General features: G+C 68.6%; 20 protein-coding genes, 1 tRNA gene and 1 pseudogene. 7 read left to right on the forward strand and 15 right to left on the reverse strand.

Annotated features, from left to right (window positions below; all coding sequences use genetic code 11):
* Positions 1-164: 164 nt before the first annotated feature.
* Positions 165-641 (forward strand): Lrp/AsnC family transcriptional regulator, encoded by a 477-nt coding sequence (locus tag AC1MFI_RS17135; protein WP_479818462.1) that lies wholly within the window; start codon positions 165-167, stop codon positions 639-641.
* Positions 642-666: 25 nt separating this feature from the next.
* Here the strand turns inward: AC1MFI_RS17135 and AC1MFI_RS17140 are convergent, their stop codons facing one another.
* The gene (locus tag AC1MFI_RS17140; protein ID WP_479818464.1) at positions 667-1,251 is read right to left on the reverse strand and encodes a glycoside hydrolase family 3 C-terminal domain-containing protein; all 585 of its coding nucleotides are present in this window, start codon (positions 1,249-1,251) and stop codon (positions 667-669) included.
* A gap of 57 nt (positions 1,252-1,308) precedes the next feature.
* Here AC1MFI_RS17140 and AC1MFI_RS17145 point away from each other — a divergent pair, with 57 nt between their 5' ends.
* Positions 1,309-1,890: a TetR/AcrR family transcriptional regulator gene (locus tag AC1MFI_RS17145; protein WP_479818466.1), complete on the forward strand. Its 582-nt coding sequence runs from the start codon at positions 1,309-1,311 to the stop codon at positions 1,888-1,890.
* An 81-nt stretch (positions 1,891-1,971) separates the two neighbouring features.
* Here AC1MFI_RS17145 and AC1MFI_RS17150 read toward each other — a convergent pair whose 3' ends face one another.
* Positions 1,972-3,609, reverse strand: coding sequence for a solute symporter family protein (locus AC1MFI_RS17150; protein ID WP_479818467.1), 1,638 nt, complete (start codon positions 3,607-3,609; stop codon positions 1,972-1,974).
* On the reverse strand, positions 3,606-3,989 hold the full coding sequence (locus AC1MFI_RS17155) for a DUF485 domain-containing protein (RefSeq protein ID WP_479818469.1): 384 nt from the start codon (positions 3,987-3,989) through the stop codon (positions 3,606-3,608). Before AC1MFI_RS17155 ends, AC1MFI_RS17150 begins: the two co-directional genes overlap by 4 nt.
* A gap of 226 nt (positions 3,990-4,215) precedes the next feature.
* On the opposite strand from AC1MFI_RS17155, the gene AC1MFI_RS17160 reads away from it, so the two are divergent.
* Genes AC1MFI_RS17160 through AC1MFI_RS17175 form a run of 4 tightly spaced genes read left to right on the forward strand, consistent with a single transcriptional unit; the run spans position 4,216 to position 8,072 of the window.
* On the forward strand, positions 4,216-5,403 hold the full coding sequence (locus tag AC1MFI_RS17160; protein WP_479818471.1) for a sensor histidine kinase: 1,188 nt from the start codon (positions 4,216-4,218) through the stop codon (positions 5,401-5,403).
* Between the two features lie 19 nt (positions 5,404-5,422).
* On the forward strand, positions 5,423-6,142 hold the full coding sequence (locus tag AC1MFI_RS17165; protein WP_479818473.1) for a LytR/AlgR family response regulator transcription factor: 720 nt from the start codon (positions 5,423-5,425) through the stop codon (positions 6,140-6,142).
* A 51-nt stretch (positions 6,143-6,193) separates the two neighbouring features.
* Positions 6,194-6,580: a DUF485 domain-containing protein gene (locus tag AC1MFI_RS17170; RefSeq protein WP_479818475.1), complete on the forward strand. Its 387-nt coding sequence runs from the start codon at positions 6,194-6,196 to the stop codon at positions 6,578-6,580.
* Between the two features lie 25 nt (positions 6,581-6,605).
* Positions 6,606-8,072, forward strand: coding sequence for a sodium/solute symporter (locus tag AC1MFI_RS17175; protein WP_479820940.1), 1,467 nt, complete (start codon positions 6,606-6,608; stop codon positions 8,070-8,072).
* A gap of 80 nt (positions 8,073-8,152) precedes the next feature.
* Here AC1MFI_RS17175 and AC1MFI_RS17180 read toward each other — a convergent pair whose 3' ends face one another.
* The 6 genes from AC1MFI_RS17180 to rpsB all read right to left on the reverse strand — a co-directional run bounded on the left by AC1MFI_RS17180 (position 8,153) and on the right by rpsB (position 13,374).
* Positions 8,153-8,731, reverse strand: a complete 579-nt coding sequence (locus AC1MFI_RS17180) for a DivIVA domain-containing protein (RefSeq protein WP_479818476.1) — start codon at positions 8,729-8,731, stop codon at positions 8,153-8,155.
* 81 nt (positions 8,732-8,812) lie between these two features.
* Positions 8,813-9,874 carry a phosphatidate cytidylyltransferase gene (locus AC1MFI_RS17185; RefSeq protein ID WP_479818478.1) on the reverse strand — a complete coding sequence of 354 codons (1,062 nt, stop codon included), beginning with the start codon at positions 9,872-9,874 and terminating at the stop codon, positions 8,813-8,815.
* A complete protein-coding gene (frr, locus tag AC1MFI_RS17190; RefSeq protein ID WP_479818480.1) occupies positions 9,874-10,431 on the reverse strand; it encodes a ribosome recycling factor in 558 nt (185 codons plus the stop codon). Before frr ends, AC1MFI_RS17185 begins: the two co-directional genes overlap by 1 nt.
* Positions 10,432-10,550: 119 nt before the next feature.
* The gene (pyrH, locus tag AC1MFI_RS17195; protein WP_479818481.1) at positions 10,551-11,291 is read right to left on the reverse strand and encodes a UMP kinase; all 741 of its coding nucleotides are present in this window, start codon (positions 11,289-11,291) and stop codon (positions 10,551-10,553) included.
* Positions 11,292-11,460: 169 nt separating this feature from the next.
* The gene (gene tsf, locus AC1MFI_RS17200) at positions 11,461-12,297 is read right to left on the reverse strand and encodes a translation elongation factor Ts (protein ID WP_479818483.1); all 837 of its coding nucleotides are present in this window, start codon (positions 12,295-12,297) and stop codon (positions 11,461-11,463) included.
* A 135-nt stretch (positions 12,298-12,432) separates the two neighbouring features.
* Positions 12,433-13,374, reverse strand: coding sequence for a 30S ribosomal protein S2 (rpsB, locus tag AC1MFI_RS17205; RefSeq protein WP_479818485.1), 942 nt, complete (start codon positions 13,372-13,374; stop codon positions 12,433-12,435).
* Between the two features lie 486 nt (positions 13,375-13,860).
* Here rpsB and AC1MFI_RS17210 point away from each other — a divergent pair.
* Positions 13,861-14,349 (forward strand): annotated as a pseudogene (locus AC1MFI_RS17210) (M23 family metallopeptidase); the annotation flags it as partial.
* Positions 14,350-14,457: 108 nt separating this feature from the next.
* On the opposite strand, the gene AC1MFI_RS17215 reads toward AC1MFI_RS17210, so the two are convergent.
* The 6 genes from AC1MFI_RS17215 to AC1MFI_RS17240 form a co-directional block, all read right to left on the reverse strand.
* The gene (locus AC1MFI_RS17215) at positions 14,458-15,648 is read right to left on the reverse strand and encodes an acyl-CoA dehydrogenase family protein (RefSeq protein WP_479818487.1); all 1,191 of its coding nucleotides are present in this window, start codon (positions 15,646-15,648) and stop codon (positions 14,458-14,460) included.
* Positions 15,649-15,882: 234 nt separating this feature from the next.
* Positions 15,883-15,956 (reverse strand) — tRNA-Ile (locus tag AC1MFI_RS17220).
* A 51-nt stretch (positions 15,957-16,007) separates the two neighbouring features.
* Positions 16,008-17,252 (reverse strand): glycosyltransferase, encoded by a 1,245-nt coding sequence (locus AC1MFI_RS17225; protein WP_479818489.1) that lies wholly within the window; start codon positions 17,250-17,252, stop codon positions 16,008-16,010.
* Positions 17,253-17,298: 46 nt separating this feature from the next.
* The gene (locus AC1MFI_RS17230; protein ID WP_479818491.1) at positions 17,299-18,174 is read right to left on the reverse strand and encodes a DMT family transporter; all 876 of its coding nucleotides are present in this window, start codon (positions 18,172-18,174) and stop codon (positions 17,299-17,301) included.
* Positions 18,162-18,785 (reverse strand): CDP-alcohol phosphatidyltransferase family protein, encoded by a 624-nt coding sequence (locus tag AC1MFI_RS17235; protein WP_479818493.1) that lies wholly within the window; start codon positions 18,783-18,785, stop codon positions 18,162-18,164. The genes AC1MFI_RS17230 and AC1MFI_RS17235 overlap by 13 nt, the downstream gene beginning before the upstream one ends.
* Positions 18,786-18,906: 121 nt before the next feature.
* Positions 18,907-19,710, reverse strand: a complete 804-nt coding sequence (locus tag AC1MFI_RS17240) for a phage holin family protein (RefSeq protein ID WP_479818495.1) — start codon at positions 19,708-19,710, stop codon at positions 18,907-18,909.
* Between the last annotated feature and the right edge of the window lie 102 nt (positions 19,711-19,812).

Consider the following 19,812-nt stretch of genomic DNA (forward strand, 5'->3'; position numbering starts at 1 on the left):
GACACCCCTCCACCGGCCGATCGGGCCGCCAGGAGGAGCCCCGGGCGCCTTTACCCGGAGTGAGTGTGACCCTACTCACAGGGGTCAGATGGCACAACTGTTCTGTTCTCGACTGAGCAGATTGCACTATCTGGGCGCGAGGGGCCGTGTTAGCGTTGCGCACTATGCAACCCCTCGACCTCACCGACACGCGCCTGCTGCTGGCCCTGGCGAAGGACCCCCGGCGCACCGTCGTCGCGCTCGCGCAGAAGCTGGGGCTGTCACGGAACACGGTGCAGGCGAGGATGGCGCAGCTCGAGAAGAAAGCGGTCTTCCTCTCCTTCGAGCGGCGCATCAACACGGTCTCGCTCGGCTACCCGCTGACCGCCTTCATCCACGTGCACGTGCAGCAGCAGAAGCTGGCGGCGATCACGCACAGCATCGCCGCGGTACCCGAGGTCATCGAGGCCTTCGGCCTGACCGGCCAGGCGGACATCCTGGTGCGGGTGGTCGCCGTCGACGCCGAGGACCTCTTCCGCATCAACGGCAAGATCCTCAGCTGCGACGGCGTCGAGCGCTGCGACACCTCCCTCGCCATGGGCGAGCTCATCCCGTTCCGGGTGGAGCCGCTGCTCTCGCGCGGACCGCGGCCGGCATCCTGACCTCCCGGCCAGGATGCCGCTCCGGTCAGTTGCCGCTTCGCCCGTAGGCCAGCCCGAACCCTGCCGGGAACAGCGGCGCCGCCGTGTCATCGGGAAGGTCGGGCAACTGGGCCTCGACCTCGGCCATGGACGACGGCAGTTCGAAGGGCAGCCGGCCGCCCGGCGCTCCCTTGCCCCGCAGCACATCCAGCAGGACGCGGTCGGAGACCCCGTAGTCCGCGAGGACGGCATCCGCATGCTCGACGACGTCGCCCAGGATCAGGGGCCGCGCCAGGTTCGGCACGGCGATCGTCGGGATACCGGCGTCCGACGCCGCGACCAGCGCCTGGTAGTCCCCCTCGTCCCCGCTGAAGTCGAGGTCCGTCAGGTCCGCTCCCCCGCGCGGATCCGCCAGCCGGACGACGGCGATGTCCGCCTCGGCCGGCGTCGCCACCGGGGTGAATCCCGCCTCGCGTGCCGCGTCGGCGTCGATGCCCTGCCGATCGGGTCGGGGAACGCGGTGAAGTCCCCGTTGGACACGGTCTGCCCCCCTGCCGGGTTCTATCCTCCGGATCGCTTGCCCATGATTACTCCTTCGTAACGGGGAACTGATGTGAGTCAGGGTACACAAAACCGAGTGCCACTGGGTTTGTGTACCGGCAGTTGACCGCCGCCCTACACTCGATGCATGGGCACGAAGCCGCAGGGCAGCTACGCCAAGGGCGTCGAGCGACGGCGCGACCTCCTGAGGATCGCCGCGGAGGTCTTCGCCTCCGAGGGGTTCGAGGGCACCACGCTCAAGCTCGTGGCGGAGCGGGCAGGCATCAAGGAAGCGACCCTGTTCCACTACTTCAGCGGGAAGCAGGACCTGCTGACGGCGGTCCTGGCGGACCGCGACGAGCAGAACAGCGCACGGCACGGCGGGGCACCCGGTTCCCTCGCGGACTTCCCGGCCATCGCGGAGCACAACGAGCGGCATCCGGGCCTGACGTCGCTCTTCGCGGTGGCCTCCGCAACCGCGACACGGCCGGACCACGCCGCCCACGACTACTTCCGCAACCGTTACTCCTGGCTCCTCCGGACGGTCGGACAGGACATCGCCGACGCCCAGGCCCGGGGCGAGATCCGCAGGGACATAGCACCGGAGGCTGCCGCCCGCCTGATCATCGGCGTCTTCGACGGCATCCAGCTGCAGTGGCTGTACGACCCGGACGTGAGCATGCCGTCCGCCCTTGCCGACGTCCTCCGGCTCCTCGCGGCGCAGGCCTGACCCCTCCCCCACGAAGCGCACACGACACAGGCCGCCCCACCATGCGGTGGAACGGCCTGTCTCGGTGCTGCGGGGACTACGTCAGTGGTCGGTCGCCTTCTCGGCGCCGACGCCGGTGAGCGAGCGCACCTCCATCTCGGCCTGCTTCATCGGATCCTCCTGGGTGCGGGAGAGCACGGTGCCCAGCCATCCGAGGAAGAACGCGAGCGGGATCGAGACGATGCCCGGGTTGCTGAGCGGGAACACCGAGAAGTCGGCGCCCTGGATCATCGACTTCTCCGTGCCGGAGACGACGGGCGAGAGCGCGATCAGCAGGATGGCCGAGCCGAGGCCGCCGTACATGCTCCAGACGGCGCCCTGGGTGTTGAACTTCCGCCAGAAGAGCGAGTAGAGGATGGTCGGCAGGTTGGCGCTTGCCGCCACGGCGAAGGCGAGCGCCACGAGGAACGCGACGTTCTGGCCCTGCGCGCCGATGCCGCCGAGGATCGACAGCAGGCCGATGACGACGACGGTGCGACGCGCGACCTTCACCTCACCGTCCGGATCGACCTTGCCCTTGCGGATGACGCTCGCGTAGATGTCGTGGGCGAACGAGGCTGCGGCCGTGATGGTCAGGCCCGCGACGACCGCGAGGATCGTGGCGAACGCGACTGCGGAGATCAGGCCGAGGAGGATGGATCCACCCAGCTCGAAGGCCAGCAGCGGCGCGGCCGAGTTGACTCCTCCGGGTGCCGCCAGGATGCGCTCCGAACCGATCAGCGCACTGGCGCCGTAGCCGAGTACGAGGGTGAAGAGGTAGAACGCACCGATGAGCCAGATGGCCCAGACCACGGAGCGCCGGGCTTCCTTGGCGGTGGGGACGGTGTAGAAGCGCATCAGCACGTGCGGCAGCGCCGCCGTTCCGAGGACGAGGGCGAGTGCCAGCGACAGGAAGTCCAGGCGCGTGATGGCACTCAGGCCGTACTGCAGGCCCGGGCTCGTGATCGCCTCGTTGCCCGAGGTCTCGATCGCCTTGCCCAGCAGCGTCGAGAGGTTGAAGCCATGCAGCGCGAGCACCCAGACGGTCATGATGAACGCGCCGGCGATCAGCAGGCAGGCCTTGATGATCTGCACCCAGGTGGTGCCCTTCATGCCACCGATCAGTACATACATGATCATCAGCACGCCGACCACCGTGATGACCACGGACTGGCCGAGGCGGTCGTTGATGCCGAGCAGGAGCGAGACGAGCCCGCCCGCTCCCGCCATCTGCGCGAGCAGGTAGAAGAAGCAGACCGCCAGCGTGGTGATGGCGGCGGCGATGCGGACCGGACGCTGCTTCAGCCGGAAGGAGAGGACGTCAGCCATCGTGAACTTGCCGGTGTTGCGCAGCAGTTCGGCGACCAGGAGCAGCGCCACGAGCCAGGCGACGAGGAACCCGATCGAGTAGAGGAAGCCGTCGTACCCGTTGATGGCGATCGCGCCGACGATGCCGAGGAAGGATGCCGCCGAGAGGTAGTCCCCCGCGATGGCGGTACCGTTCTGACCGCCGGTGAACGAGCGGCCGGCGGCGTAGTAGTCGGCCGCCGTCTTGTTGTTGCGGCTGGCGCGGAGCACGATCACGAGGGTGATCGCGACGAACAGGCCGAAGATCGTGATGTTGAGGGCCGGCGAGCCGACCGTGGTGGCCTCGGCGGTCTGGAGCGGCAGGCGGACGCCCGCGCTGGTGATGGAGATCATTTCTTTCCGCCTGCGGGGTCGATGAATACTTCGGGGGCCGCTTCCTCGAGCTCGTGGCGCAGGTTCGCGGCGATGGGATCGAGGCGCCTGTTGGCGTAGCTGACGTACCACATGGTGATGGCGAAGGTGCTGACGAACTGCAGCAGCCCGAGGACGATGCCGATGTTGACGTTGCCGATCACCGGCGTGGCCATGAAGTCGTGCGCGTAGTCGGCGAGCAGCACGTAGGCGAAGTACCAGAGCAGGAAGAACACTGCCATGGGGAAGACGAAGCTGCGGTGGCGCTTCCGCAGCTCCTTGAACTGCTCGGTCTGCTGGACTTCGGTGAAGTCGACGGCAGCACCGGAGCCGGCTGCCGGCTCTACTGGGTGCGAACCCATTGTTCCTCCTTTGGTCGGGACGTCACCCCAGCCGCTGGTCGCGGCATCGAACGCCGCGCAGGAAGGCACGTCGGTGTGACTGTCATCACTCTGGGGTACGGCGGTGGCCCCGACCAGCAGCACGGCCCCGCATGTCGGTGAGTGAGCAGGACGCTGCGCTGAACGGTCGGCCGGAGCGACGAACGGCACGCGCTGGACGCCGCTCCGCGGACGCTACTCTGGAGCAATGTTCAGCGCCGCCGTCGACACCGCCCTGGTGTGCGCCGTCGCCGTGATCACCCTCGCGGTCGTCGCCTCGCTCGGCTTCCGCCTCTCGCGCTCCTACCGGGACCTAGGGTCCGACGCCGACCGCGCCACGTACGCGACCCTCCATACGGCGGCGCTGGCCTCCGAATACCTGCGGGAGGGCTTGACGCCCTCTGGCGCATCCAGGGCCAGCCGGCACCTGCGGGGCCTCCTGCGGTGCGACGTCCTCATGATCAGCGACGACGCCGGCGTGCTCGCATGGGACGGCGGGCGGGGGACGCCGCCGGACGTGATGCCGCTCGTCCGGCAGGTCCTCGGGAGCGGCCGGACCCAGATCTTCCGCCGTCAGAGCCTGGACGCGGCCGGCCTGACGGAGCTGGGCGAACTCGTCCTCTCCCCGGTCCGTGTGGACGACCGCGTGGTCGGCACCGTGGGGGCCTTCGCCGGTGACGTCAACGCAGGCCTCGTGCGCGCCACCAACGAGCTCGCCGGGTGGGTGTCCACCCAGGTGGAACTCGCGGAACTCGATTCGTCCCGGCGCCTCCTCGCCGAGGCCGAGCTGCGGGCCCTGCGTGCGCAGATCAGCCCGCACTTCATCTACAACTCCCTCAATGCCATCGCCTCCTTCATCAACACCGATCCCCAGCGGGCACGTGAACTGGTGGTCGAGTTCGCCGACTTCACGCGGTACTCCTTCCGTCGCCACGGCGACTTCACCACCGTGGCCGAGGAACTGCGCAGCATCGACCGCTACCTCCTGCTCGAACGCGCCCGCTTCGGTGACAGGCTCACGGTCAGCCTGGAGATCGGCCCGGAGGTGCTGAGCACGGTCATCCCGTTCCTCAGCCTCCAGCCCCTCGTCGAGAACGCCGTGCGCCACGGCCTGGATTCGAAGGACGGCGTCGGGCACATCACCATCACGGCGCACGACGTCGGGTCCTTCGCGGAGGTGACCATCGAGGACGACGGCGTCGGGATCGAGCCGGACCACCTCCGGTCCGTGCTCGCGGGGCATACGGAGGGCGTCCACGTGGGCCTGCGGAACGTCGATTCGCGGTTGCGGCAGGTGTACGGCGACGACCACGGCCTCATCATCGACACGGCCCCCGGCGCCGGCACCCTCATCACCATGCGCGTGCCGAAGTCGCAGCCCGACCACCGGGCGTGAGGCGCGTAACCTAGGGTCCATGGTCAATGTCATCATCGCCGACGATGAGCTCCCCGCCGTCGAGGAACTGGCATTCCTCCTCGGCAAGGACGCCCGGATCGGGACGATCCACCGCGCGTCGAGCGGCGCGGAGGCGCTCAGGGCCCTCGAGCAGCACAGCGTCGACGCACTGTTCCTCGACATCCACATGCCGTCCCTCTCCGGGCTGGACATCGCCCGGGTGATCTCCCGCTTCAGCCGTCCGCCCGCCGTCGTGTTCGTGACCGCGGACGAGGACCGCGCCCTGGAGGCGTTCGACCTCCGCGCCGTCGACTACCTCCTGAAGCCCGTGCGCACCGAACGCCTGGCCGAATCCGTCCGCCGGGTCTGCGAACTGATGGAAGGCTCGACGGCGGCGCCCGAGGTCATCACGGTGGACCAGGGCGGGGTGAGCAGGATGATCCGCCGCGACGACGTCCGGTACGTCCAGGCCCAGGGCGACTACGCACGCCTGCACACCGCGGAGGCGAGCTACCTCATCCGCATCCCGCTCAACGACCTCGAGCGGCAGTGGGCCGAGGCCGGGTTCCTCCGCACGCACCGCTCCTACCTCGTCGCCATGGACCAGGTCCGGAAGGTCCGCATGGGTGCCGGCCGTGCGAGCCTGTTCGTCGGGGACGCGGAACTGCCGGTCAGCCGACGGCACCTGCCGGACGTCCGGGAGAAGCTCGAGGCCACGCGCCTGCGCCCGAGCCACTGACGACCCCGTGCATCTCCCACCAGCCGCCGCCGCCCGGCCGCGGGCGTCGCGATGATCCAGCAGGACCCTCAGGTTCCGCGCCGCGTCCGCGTGACCGCGCCGAGGACCGCCGCCCGCGCCACCGGCGCATCCTTCCCTGTGGCCCGGGAGATGGCCGAGCAGTCCGAGGTCGGCCAGCTGTTCGTCGCCTCGCTGATCCGGTCGCAGCTGCGCCTGGCACTCGTGGTGGCGGGCGGCTTCCTCGTCATCCTCATCGGCATCCCCGTGCTGCTCGCGGTGTTCCCCGACATCAACCGGGTGACCATCCTGACCGTGCCCATCCCGTGGCTGCTCCTCGGCCTCGGGATCTATCCCCTCGTGATCGGCTGCGCCGTCCTGTACGTGCGCAGCGCCTCCCGCAACGAGCGGCGCTTCCAGGACCTCGTCGACGATGACTGACGCCCTGGACAGCGGGACCCTGCAACTGAGCCCGGCCGTCGGCTACACGGCCCTGGCCTTCGTGGCGCTCAGCACGGTGCTCATCGGCATCTACGGCCTGCGGATCTCGCGGACCACCGGTGACTTCTACGTCGCATCCCGGACGGTCCGCCCGTGGTGGAACGCCTCCGCGATCGGCGGTGAGTACCTGTCCGCGGCGAGCTTCCTCGGCGTTGCCGGCCTGATCCTCATCTCCGGCGTCGACGCCCTCTGGTTCCCCATCGGCTACACCTCCGGCTACCTCATGCTCCTGCTCTTCGTCGCCGCGCCCCTGCGCCGGTCAGGGGCGTACACCATCCCCGATTTCGCGCAGGCGAGGCTCGATTCGCTGCTCGTGCGCCGCGTGACCAGCATGCTCGTCGTCGTCGTCGGCTGGTTGTACATCGTGCCGCAGCTGCACGGAGCGGCCCTGACGGTGAGCATCACCACGGGCCTGCCGCCCTGGGTCGGTCCGGTCGCCGTCGTCGTCGTGGTGTGCCTGAGTGTCGTGACGGGAGGCATGCGCTCCATCACCTTCGTACAGGCCTTCCAGTACTGGCTGAAGCTGACGGCCCTCGCGGTCCCGGTGGCCTTCATCCTCTTCCGGCTCGGGGCGGACGGACGCTCCGTCACGGCAGGCGGCAGCGCGTTCACCGCCGATCTCGACACCGCCGCGGACGCATCCCTCTACGGCACCATCTCGCTCGTGATCGCCCTCCTGTTCGGGACGCTCGGCCTTCCGCACGTCCTCGTCCGCTTCTACACCAACCCGGACGGCGCGTCGGCGCGCAGGACGACGGTGATCGTCCTCGGCCTGCTCTCCGTGTTCTACCTGTTCCCCACGGTCTACGGGATCCTCGGACGCATCCATACGCCCGAACTCGCGGCGGAGGGAGCCGCCGATGCCACCGTCCTCCTGCTGCCCGGGCGGATCTTCGACGGCGCCACCGGTGATGTGCTCTCCGCACTGGTGACCGCGGGCGCCTTCGCGGCGTTCCTCTCGACGACGAGCGGCCTCGTGGTGTCACTCGCAGGGGTGGTGAGCCAGGAGTTCTTCCACGGCAGCGTGCTGGGCTTCCGCCGCGCCGCTCTCCTGTCGGCGCTCGTCCCGCTCGTGGTCGCCCTGCTGACCGACAGCCTCGCCCTGGCCGGCAGCGTCGGGTCCGTCTTCGCCTTCACCGCCTCCACCATCTGCCCGCTGCTGCTGCTCGGGATCTGGTGGCGCGGGCTGACGGACGCCGGGGCTGTTGCGGGAATGCTCGCCGGTGGCGTGCTGTGCGGCGGGGCGATCACGGCCACGGCGCTGCTCGGACCGGGCGCGGGCGAGACATGGGTCTGGCTGGGCCAGCCTGCGCTCTGGACCGTGCCGACGGCATTCGTCACGATGGTGCTCGTGTCACGAGCGACGGCGGGACGGCGTCCTGCCTCGGCGTCGCGTGTGCTCGCACGGCTGCACACGCCTGAGGCGTCCTGAACCGGCGCACTGCACGGAACCCGGGGCGGTCCCGCGATCTACAGCCGAGCGGTCACGGGACCGGCAGGAGCCTCAGCGCATCAGTCGATACCGGCCATGAGTTCGACGACCCGGTCCAGGAAGACGTCCACCTGGTTCTCCTCGTAGCCGTCGGCTCCCCGCACTTCCCGGAACACGGCGCGGCGCACCACGTCGACGCTCATCGGCATGTCCTGCTCGAGATAGCGCAGGAGTTCATCGCACAGCCGGTCGACGTCCCCGACGTCGTAGCTCGGGCTGTTCTTCTTCGTCGGACGGCGGAAGCGTTCTCCCGCCGGCCGGTGGAGCCGGCCCCGGAGGACCGCCGCGGTGCGGCCGATCTGCCGGAGCCACGCGTCCTCCCCCTTCGTCGCGATCAGGTGGTCGCGCTCCCGCTGGGCGAAGACGTCCTCGAGCCGGTCCAGTGCGGCGTCCACCGCCTGCGGCTCGTATCCGCCCTTCACGGGGTCGAAGGCCATGGCCCGGACGTCGTTGCTGGTGATGGTGTCCCTGGCCGGGTCCTCCGCGTTGTAGTGCCGGCGGGCCTTCGTGAGGAAGCGGTCGACCTGGCGCGTGTTGTAGCCGAACTCCCGGCGTCCGACGCGCGCGAAGGGAGAACTGCCCGGGCGAGCCACGTCCATTGTCTTAAGTCCTTTTCGCTGAAACCCTCATGAGACCGTGCGGGAGCCGCTGGGCTCCAGGATTACGCCGCTGACCTGCGGTTACAGCAACCCCGGTACCAATGTAGCGGACAGCAGGTACGCCATCGGGGAGGCCAGGACGATCGAATCCAGGCGGTCCATCACGCCGCCGTGCCCCGGGAGGATGGTGCCCATGTCCTTGACGCCGAGCTCGCGCTTGATCATCGATTCCGCCAGGTCCCCGGCCGTGGCCGAGGCCACGATCGCCACGGCGAGCACCAGCCCGATCCACAGCGGCTGCCCCATGAGGAGGACGGCGCAGAGACCGCCGACGACGAGCGCGCCGCCGATCGATCCGCCGAAGCCCTCCCACGATTTCTTCGGGCTGATCTTCGGAGCCATGGCGTGCTTGCCGAAGAAAGCCCCGATCAGGTAACCGAACGTGTCATTGGCCACCACGAGCAGCAGCAGTGTCGCGATCACGAGGGACCCGCCCTCGGCGCGCATCAGCAGCATCGCGAAGCTCAGCATGAAGGGCACCCACAGCACCGCGAAGGTCCCGGCCATGAGGCTCTTCGCGGCGTCGGGCGCGGGATCGAAGGCACGCCACAGGAAGAGCCCGAGGACGGAGAACACGGCGGCGGCGGCGAGTCCCTCCGCGCCGCCGAGATAGGCGGAGAACGGCAGTACCAGCGTGCCGGCCATGGTGGGCACGAGAGGCACCCGGATCCGCCGCAGCGCCAGCGCCCTGCAGATCTCCCAGACACCGAAGGCGCCGAACACGGTGACGATGCCCACGAAGACGATCGGGAAGAAGAAGAGTCCGGCCAGGACGGGAATCAGGAGACCGGCGCCGACGCCGATGGCGGCCGGCAGGTTCCTCCCCGCTCGCGACGGCTTGCCCGGTTCCCTGATGGGCCGGCGCCGCCGGAACAGTCCGTGGCCGGAGGACGGCCCGAAACGGAACCCCGGTCGTCCTCCGGATGCGGGCGCGGTACCTGAAGCCGTGCCAGCGACGGCTGCGGCCTGCTGCGCCGCCGTCGGCTCCGTACCGCCGGCGACGACGGCGTGTGCGTCGTCTGTCCCGGCGTCGGGCCGGGGGTGGTGCCCCGTACCCGCGCCAGGACGATCGTGGGCTGCCATCAGACCTCGAGCAGCTCGGCTTCCTTGCGCTTCAGCAGCTCGTCGACGAGGTCCACGCGGGACTTCGTCAGCGCATCCAGTTCCTTCTCCGCGCGCGAGCCCTCGTCCTCCCCGGAGTCGCCGTCCTTGACCGCCTTGTCGATGCCGTCCTTCGCCTTGCGGCGGATGTTGCGGATCGAGATCTTGGCGTCCTCCGCCTTCGTCTTCACCAGCTTCACGTACTCCTTGCGCCGCTCCTGCGTGAGCTCGGGCAGGACCACGCGGATCACGTTGCCGTCGTTGGACGGGTTGGCGCCGAGGTCGGAGTCGCGGAGGGCCCGCTCGATGTCGTTCAGGACACTGCGGTCGAACGGGGTGATGAGCAGCGTGCGCGCTTCCGGGTTCTGGAAGGACGCCAGTTGCTGCAGCGGGGTGGGAGCACCGTAGTACATCACCACCACCTTGGAGAACAGCGAGGCGTTGGCACGGCCGGTGCGGACCGTGGCGAAATCTTCCTTGGCAACCTCCACGGCCTTGTCCATCTTGTCGGTGGCTTCCAGCAAGGTCTCTTCGATCACAATGTCTCCTTCGCTCTGCGGTCGGCTGCCCGGCAACCGTTCCAGTGGTCAATCCTAGTTCAAGGGCGTGCGGCATCCCGGTGCAGGCGGCGCGGCGTTGCCCCGCCTGCACCGAACGGCTATGCGGTGACGATGGTGCCGAGCTTCTCGCCGCGGATGGCGCGGGTGACGTTGCCCTCGCCCTCCATGCCGAACACCACCATGGTCAGGTTGTTGTCCTTGCACATGGTCATCGCCGTCTGGTCCATGACGCGGATGTCCCGGCGCAGGGCCTCGTCGTAGGACAGTGTGTCGAGCTTCTCGGCCGTCGGATCCTTGTGGGGATCGGCCGTGTAGACGCCGTCCACGCCGCTCTTGGCCATGAGGACCTCGTCCGCGTGCACCTCCAGGGCGCGCTGGGCGGCGACGGTATCGGTGGAGAAGTACGGCAGGCCGGCACCGGCACCGAAGATGACCACGCGGCCCTTCTCGAGGTGGCGGATGGCGCGGCGCGGGATGTACGCCTCGGCGACCTGGCCCATCGTGATGGCGCTCTGCACCCGCGTCTCGACGCCGGCCTGCTCGAGGAAGTCCTGCAGGGCCAGGCAGTTCATCACGGTGCCGAGCATGCCCATGTAGTCGGCACGCGAGCGATCCATGCCGCTCTGGGAGAGTTCGGCGCCGCGGAAGAAGTTGCCGCCACCGACGACGATCGCCACCTCGACGTCACCGACCGTCGCGGCGATCTGCTTCGAGACCGACCGGACCGTCTCGGGATCGACGCCCAGCTTGCCGCCGCCGAACACCTCGCCGGAGAGCTTGAGGAGGACCCGGCGCCGGCCCGTGGTGCCGCCCTTCGGAGTTGTGGAAGTGGTGTCCATGGAATGCCTCCCGGGCATAGAACTGGCCGTTCCTGGTCGGACGGCTGGTGGTGCAGGGGGTTGGGATGTCTCCGGACCCGTTACAGGATACGGTGCGCCTCCCGGGCGCAGGAAAGGGCGGCCACCTCGATGGCGGCCGCCCTTCACCTTCGTGCTGACTGGCCGGGGCCTAGGCTCCGACGCGGAACCGTGCGAAGGCCGTGGCCTTGGCGCCGGCGTCGGAGAGGACCGTGGCGACGGACTTCTTCGCGTCCTTCGCGAATGCCTGGTCGACCAGGACACCCTCCTTGAAGAAGCCGGTGAGGCGTCCTTCGACGATCTTCGCGAGTGCCTGCTCGGGCTTGCCCTCGGCGCGTGCGGTCTCGTCGGCGATGCGGCGCTCCGACTCGACGAGCTCGGCCGGGACGTCCTCACGGGTCAGGTACGTGGGCGAGTATGCGGCGATGTGGACGGCGACGTCGTGAGCGGCCTCGACGGCACCGTTCCCGGAGCCTTCGACGGCGAAGAGCACGCCGACCTGTGCGGGGAGGTCCTTGGACGTCTTGTGCAGGTAGGCGTCGACGATCTGGCCCTCGACGCGTGCGATGCGGCGGACGTCGACCTTCTCGCCGAGCAGCGCGCCTGCTTCGATGACGTGCTCGGAGACGGGCTTGCCCTCGAGCTCGAACGCCAGGAGGGTCTCGACGTCGGTGGCACCGGACTCGATGGCCGCGGCGAGCACCTTGTTGGAGAACTCGATGAAGGGAGCGGCCTTGGCCACGAAGTCGGTCTCGCAGTTGACCTCGACCATGACGCCGACGTTGCCTTCGACACGGGCGGCGACGAGGCCCTCCGCGGTCGAGCGGCCTTCACGCTTGGTCGCGCCCTTGAGGCCCTTGATGCGGATCAGTTCCAGGGCCTTGTCGGCGTCGCCGTTGGCTTCGTCGAGTGCCTTCTTGACGTCCATCATGCCTGCGCCCGTGCGCTCGCGCAGGGCCTTGATGTCAGCGGCAGTGAAATTTGCCATACGAACTCCTAAGTTGAAGTGGATCTACGAAGAGCATCCGCGGACCGCAGCCCGCGGCGCAGGCGTCACGCGGTGAACACCTGCGGAACATGCGTAAGGGGCGTGGTTCGACCCACACCCCTTACGCAACGGGAACTACTTGGTGTCGTCTGCTGCGGCTTCGGTGACGGGAGCCACTGCTTCGGGGACTTCCTCGGCGATCGGCGCCTGCAGGCCTGCAGGGGCTTCGTCGGCGGCGGGGGCTGCTGCCTCGGGGGCGGCGGTCCCGGCCTCGGGTGCTGCGGCTTCCTCGGCTGCCGGAGCATCGGCGTTGCCCTCGAGCAGTTCGCGCTCCCACTCGGCCATGGGCTCGTCCGCAACCGCGGAGTCGTTGTTGCCGGAGCGGTTGTGACGGGCGATGAGGCCTTCGGCCACGGCGTCCGCGATCACGCGGGTGAGGAGGTTGACGGCGCGGATCGCGTCATCGTTGCCCGGGATCGGGAAGTCGACCTCGTCGGGATCGCAGTTGGTGTCGAGGATGGCGACAACGGGGATGTTGAGCTTCTTGGCCTCGTCGATGGCGAGGTGTTCCTTCTTGGTGTCGACAACCCAGACGACCGAGGGGGCCTTGGTCAGGTTGCGGATACCGCCGAGGTTGCTCTGCAGCTTGGTGAGCTCACGCTTGAGGAGCAGGAGTTCCTTCTTGGTGTGGCCCGAGCCGGCGACGTCGTCGAAGTCGATCTCTTCGAGTTCCTTCATGCGCTGGATGCGCTTGGAGACCGTCTGGAAGTTGGTGAGCATTCCACCGAGCCAGCGCTGGTTCACGTAGGGCTGGCCCACGCGGGTCGCCTGGTCGGCGATCGCTTCCTGGGCCTGCTTCTTCGTGCCGACGAAGAGGACGGTTCCGCCGTGGGCGACAGTGGCCTTGACGAACTCGTGCGCGCGGTCGATGTAGCCCAGCGACTGCTGGAGATCGATGATGTAGATGCCGTTGCGCTCGGTGAAGATGAAGCGCTTCATCTTCGGGTTCCAGCGGCGGGTCTGGTGACCGAAGTGGACGCCGCTGTCGAGCAGCTGGCGCATGGTTACTACTGGCATTGTCTGCCTTTCTTTCAGCTTCGGCTCGGGCGCAGGGCGCCGCCTGAAGCTTGTTGACGGTTGTCTCAGTACCGGCCGGGGTGGCCGACACGTCCTGGTGCCTGGTCGTCGTCGTGGACGTTCCCGCCCCTTCCGGACTGGTCCGGACCGCAGGGCGGGCACTTCCGCGCTCGTAGGAGTGCAGAATCGCAGGCACGCGTAGTCAGCCCGGTGATCCCATGCCACGTCGATACCAGGGGCACGAAGAGGTGGAAGCAGCAGACTGCTTCGACAAGTGTACTACAGGGGTCATGCCGGAACGCGCCGCACCGGCGCTGCCGCAGTGGTCTCCCCTTGTCCACATGGCGCGCTCCGAGAGCCCCTGCGGAGAGCCGGGCGGGCAGGATCCTGACCATGGACGCACCCGCCGCTCCCCTGGTCCTCCGCACGTTCCGCCGACCCGGTGTCCCGCACCCCATGATCGCCCTGGCCATGGTGCTGGCCCTCATGTCTCCCTCGGGGTCGGCCGTCGCTTCGCCGGCGGCCCCCGGCATCCTCCGATCGTCGACCCCCGGGCAGCAGATCCCTCCCGGCGGACACCAGCCGCTCTCCCCTGCCGCCTTCGTTCCCGAGTGGTCGTGGCCACTGCTCCCCACGCCGACGGTCCTGCGCCCTTTCGAGAAACCTCCGCGGAAATGGCAGCGCGGCCACCGCGGCGTGGACCTGGCGTCCGCGATCGGACAACCGGTGTCGGTGATGAGCCCGGCCGACGGGGTGGTGTCCTTCGCCGGGACGGTGGTGGATCGCGGAGTGCTGTCGATCGACCACGGCGGGGGGCGGGTCAGCAGCTTCGAACCGGTCACGACAGACCGGGTCGAGGGCGATCGCGTCGGCAGGGGCGACGCCGTCGCCACGCTGCAGGATCCGGGGACGGACGGGCCGGCCGCTCACTGCGCGGCCCCCTGCCTGCACTGGGGAGTCCGCGAGGACGGCGAGTACGTGGATCCCCTGTCCTTCGTGACGGACCGGCGGCCCTCGGTCCTCCTGCCGCTGCCCGACCGACCGGCACGCCCTGGGAGGCAGCGAGGCCCGGCGGCCTCGCTGCTACACGAAGGCTGCGATTCCCGTGATCGACCTGCCGGCCACGAGCGTGTTGATCTCCTGCGTGCCCTCGTAGGAGTACACGGCTTCCGCGTCGGAGAAGATCTTGGCCATCTCGTAGTCGGTGACGATCCCGTTTCCGCCGAGGATGTTGCGTCCTGCTGCGACGCTCTCCCGCATGCGGGCGGTGGTGAAGGCCTTCGCGAGGGCGGACTGCTCGTCCTTGGCCTTGCCCGCGTCCTCGAGCTGGGACAGGCGCACCATCATGCCCATCGAGCTCATCGCGTTGCCGAGGATCTGGACGAGCTGCTGCTGGACGAGCTGGAAGCTGGCGATCGGCCGGCCGAACTGCTCGCGCTCCACGGCGTAGCGGCGCGCAACGTCGAAGGCGGCGAGCTGTTGTCCCACCGCCTGCCAGCCGACGGCGAGCCGCGTCACCTTGAGCACCTTGTTGGTGTCACGGAAGCTGTTCGCGCCCTTGAGGTGGAAGTCGTCGGAGATGACGACGTCGTCGAGGACGATGTCGGCGTTCTCCACCGTGCGGAGGGCGATCTTGTTCTCGATCTTGGTGGAGGTGAAGCCCGGCGTCGTCGTGTCCACGAGGAACCCCTTGACCTGGTTGTCCCCGAGGTCGCGTGCGTAGATGACCACCCAGTCCGAGAAGGTCGCGTTGCCGATCCATCGCTTGGCGCCGTTCAGGATCCAGGTGTTGCCGTCGCGGCGCGCCGTCGTGCGGGTTCCTCCGGCGACATCCGATCCTCCGAGCGGCTCGGTGAGGCCGAAGGCGCCGATCTTCTTCATCGCGTAGATCTCCGGGAGCCACTCCTCCTGCTGCTCCTTCGAGGCGAGCGCCTCGATGGAGCCGGTGAACAATCCGTCGTGGACGCCCATGAAGGTGGCGATCGAGGTGTCCGCACGCGTGAACTCGGCGTGGGTGATCCCGGCGAAGAGGTTGGAGTAGCCCTGGCGGTGGACCGGGCTCACCGGGTCCAGCTCCGCGATCTTCGGGATGAGATCCATGGGGAACGCACCCTGGTTCCACCAGTCGACGGCGTTCGGGCGGACCTCTCGGGCGAGCCAGGCACGGATCTCCGCCAGCCGGGCGCGCTCCTTGTCGGACAGGAGCTCCTCGAAGGCGTAGAAGTCCCCGTCGGCGTACGGGAGGTTGTTTCCATCGATCGACGTCTTGCTCATCGCTCTTCCCTCACTCTGGTCATCGGCGACCAGCACTCCACTCGAGCACGCTGACAACGTGACGGGCGCGTGTCGCGCTCATGGGCATATGTTACCCGCCGGTAACTTAGCGCGCCAGTAAGCGCGGCGGGGAGGGTCGGGCGCCGGATGGCAGGGGACGGATCGGCCCTCGACGACGAATGCGCCACCCGCCGGAGCGGATGACGCATTCGTGCGGGTCGTGGACCCGGCGGGTAGGGCTGCTGGGGCTTGAACCCAGGACAAACGGATTATGAGTCCGCTGCTCTAACCAGCTGAGCTACAGCCCCTCCAGGGGCAGCCGCCCCTGGTCGCGCACCGGAGGGACCCGGGCGCAGGTCTCATTGTAAGCGGACGGCGGAGCCGGACTCGTTGCCGGCGGAAGCAGCGGCGGACCGCACTCCGGCGGACAGCGTGCCGTAGTACAGGCCCTCGAACGTCGCCAGGGTCTCGTTGATATCGTGTCTGCCCACCATCTCGCGGCTGGCTGCACCCATCTTCTGCTGGTCCTCCGCCGGCAGCTCGAGGATCTCGGTGATGCGCCGTCCCAGCTCGTCGGAATTCCCGGGCGTGAACAGATAGCCGTTCTCGCCCTCGGACACCAGATGCGGAAGCGCCATGGCGTCGGCGAGCAGCACCGGGGTCGAGGCGGACATCGCCTCGAGGGTGACCAGGGACTGCAGCTCCGCGGTCCCGGGCTGGCAGAACAGTGCGGCGCGGATGTAGCTCCTGCGCAGTTCGTCGTCGTCGATCAGGCCCCGGAAGCTCACGCGGTCGCTGATGCCCAGCCGCGCGGCCCGGGCCTGCAGCGCGGGCTTCACCTCGCCGCCCCCGACGATCTCGAGGTGGACGCGCAGGTGATCGGGAGTCTTGGCAACGGCATCGATCAGCACATCGACGTGCTTCTCCTCGGCCAGTCGGCCCACGAAGAGGACGGTCGGATGCTCGTGGGGTTCAATCACCTCGCCCGGCTGCACCTCGTAGGCGGCGGAGTCGATCCCGTTGGAGACGGGCAGCACCTCGCGCAGGAACGCGTGGTCGTGCATGGCCTTGGCGGCGAGCGGTGTGGGTGTGGTGATCGCGGCGGCCTTGCCCATGACCTTGCCCATGTCCCTCCAGGAGTTCCTGGCCACGATCTTCTTCAGCCACCCCGGGAACGGCAGGAACGGATTGAGGTTCTCGGGCATGAAGTGGTTCGTGGCCACCACCCGGATGCCACGCCTGACGGCCTCGTACAGTGTGTACTCCCCCACCATGTAGTGGCACTGGATGTGCACGACGTCGGGCTGGACCTGGTCGAAGAGCAGGCTGATGTCGCGCTTGATCTCCCAGGGGTAGCAGATGCGCCAGTAATCGTGGGTCGGCACGCTGTGCGAGCGGAGGCGGTGGACCGTCCAGTTCCCGCCCGGCTCGGTGAAGCTCCTGCCATTGGTCGCACGCGGAGCGAGGACGTGCACTGCGTGCCCTCGTCCGGCCATTCCCTTCGCCAGCCGGTACCCGAACTGGGCGGCGCCGTTCACGTTGGGCGGGTAGGTGTCCGCGGCGATCAGGATGGTCAGGGGCTTGAAAGAAGCCGGGTAACTCACGCGTGGATCCCCTAGTCGGTGGGCTGGACGGAACTGGCGGGTCGTGTCAGCGCTGCCTCTTCACCACATCGGGGTGGTGGCGGGAGAGGGCGACGACACCCACAATAGCAACGAGGGCCGCCGCCCCCATGCCCAGGGCGGTCACGGTGCGCACGTCCGGCTGGAGTTCGTCGAGGATGGTGATGCCGACGGCGATACCGATGATGGGATCGATGACGGTGAGTCCGGCGATGACGAGATCGGGCGGTCCGGTGGCATAGGCGCTCTGCACGAACCACGAGCCGAGCGCTGCCGCGGCGGCGAGGGCCACCAGGGTCAGGACGGGGACGTTGAGCAGGAAGCGGCCGTTCGGGTCCAGCAGATGGCCCGCGACGATCTTGGTCAGGACCGCGACGAACCCGAACAGGACGCCGGCGCCGAGGATGTAGGCGAAGGCGTTGAGGCGGTGCCGGCCGATCACCGCGAGCGAGCCGAAGAGCATCACCGCTGCGCCGAGCAGGAGCACCACGGACAGTTCCTGGGCGGGTGCGATCGCATGGTTCTCGCGGGTGACGTTCACCGCGAGCACCACGAAGAGGGCGCTGCCCGCGACGCACGCCGTGATGGCCGCGACGGTGGGCCGGTTGATCCGGATGCCCTGGTCGCGGGAGTTGACGATCGTGGTGATCACCAGGGCGATCGCTCCGACGGGCTGGACGACCGTCAGGCTCGCAAGGGCCAGTGCGACGACGTTCAGGCCTGTTCCGGCCCCCAGCAGCACGAGGCCGAAGAGCCAGCGCGGGTTGGCCAGGAGTCGCGTGAAGCCGGCCGAGCCGAGGGACAGCCCACCCGTGTTCGCCCGGACGGCGCTGCCTTGCCGCTGCGCTCCGAACGCGAGGAACACCGCGCCGAGCAGCGCCAGGGCGATGGCTAGGACGGGCACGATTGCTGCTCGGCCCGCTCCAGCCGGTACTTGCGGTGGGCTGCCGTGAAATAGGCGTACGCCGCGACGAGGTGCAGCACGCACCCTGCGGCGAGGAGCCCCTGCGCTACGACGAGGATCCACTCCTGCTCGAAGCCCTCGACACGGTGCAGCAGGAGCAGTGGTGCTCCCACGAGCAGCAGTGCGGTGCGGATCTTCCCGACCAGTATCACGCGGAGGTGCAGCGGGCCGCGGAAGAGGATGACGGCGTTGATGATGAGGATGATGTCGGGGATGAGGATGGTCCAGACGAGCCATGCCGGGGCGATGCCGTCCACCACGAAGGTCACGGCGATCACGATCAGGGCGGTGCGGTCCGCCACCGGATCCAGCCACTTCCCGACCGTCGACACCTGGTTCAGGCGCCGCGCGACATAGCCGTCGATCCAGTCGGTGGAGCCCATCACCGCAAGGGTGAGGACTGCGGGCCCGTAACGCTCCTGGGTGATGAACCACACGAACAGGGGGACGCCGAGGAACCGGACGATCGTGATGAGGTTCGGCAGGGTCCACGCCGTCGTGAGTTCCGTGCCCTCGCTGCCGGGCCGCGCTCCAGCCCCGATCAATCTCATCACCCATGCCTCCCCACCCCATTATGCACAGCGGGCGGCCGCTCGGCCGTGACATCCGCAGCCGGCTGCGGGGCGGGTCACGGGCGAACGGCCGCCCGGGTGGAGGTGGTCCTACCCGCTCCTACCTGGTCAGGAGCCGGCGCAACATCACGATCATCGCGGCCACAGAGGCGGCGAGCACGCTCAGCGGCTTCCAGCGGTCGGCGAGTGTCGTGTTGAGCGGCACCTCCCGCCGCACCGCGACGGCGGCGACGTCGCCCTTCGTGCCGCCGGCCTTCGGACCCGCGTCCTGCGAGCGGTGCCTGGCCTTGCCGAGGCGCGACGCGATGTCCGCGCGGGCACCGAGTGAATCGCGGGCGTCGGCGATGTGCGTGCGGCGCTCGCCCGAGCGGCCCCGCAGTTCCTCGTACGACGGCGTCGGCTCCTTGGGCCTGGCGTCCCTCGCGTCGTCGTCCCTGCGCTTCTTGTCGTCCTTCGGCTTCTTGACGTCGAGCGTCGCCGGATCGAAGCTGCGGCCCTCCTTCAGGACGCCGAGGTCGTAGCGGATGCCGCGGATGGCGTCCTCCGGCACGAGCGGGAGTTGCTTCTTGAGCCGTGAGACGCCGATGAGGGCGAGGACGCCGCCGATCACGAGGAAGAGCAGTGCGACCAGCAGCGCTGCCAGCCAGGCCGGCATCACCTCGGCGAGGCCCATGATGGCCGCGACGACGAGGGCGACGGCGAAGAACAGCACGAAGACGAGCGCGACGACGAGGAAGGCAGCCGCGATGCCGGCCTTGATCCCCTTCTGCTTCATCTGCTCGACGGCGATCGAGAACTCGTCGCTGACCTGGCGCGGCGTGAGCCGCGCGAGGAGTTTGATGAGCCCAAACAGTGAGAGCGAGCCTGTGGACCGCTTGCCGCGCGTACTAGCCGAGCTGTTCATAGGCCCTGCCTCCATTCGTGTGTGTCTTGCTGGACATTCGCTGAACCAAAATTACCATCGGGCCCCCGCCCGGGTTCCGCTTCGTGTTCGCGGTGCCCGCGG

Source organism: Arthrobacter sp. BC5, assembly GCF_056680255.1.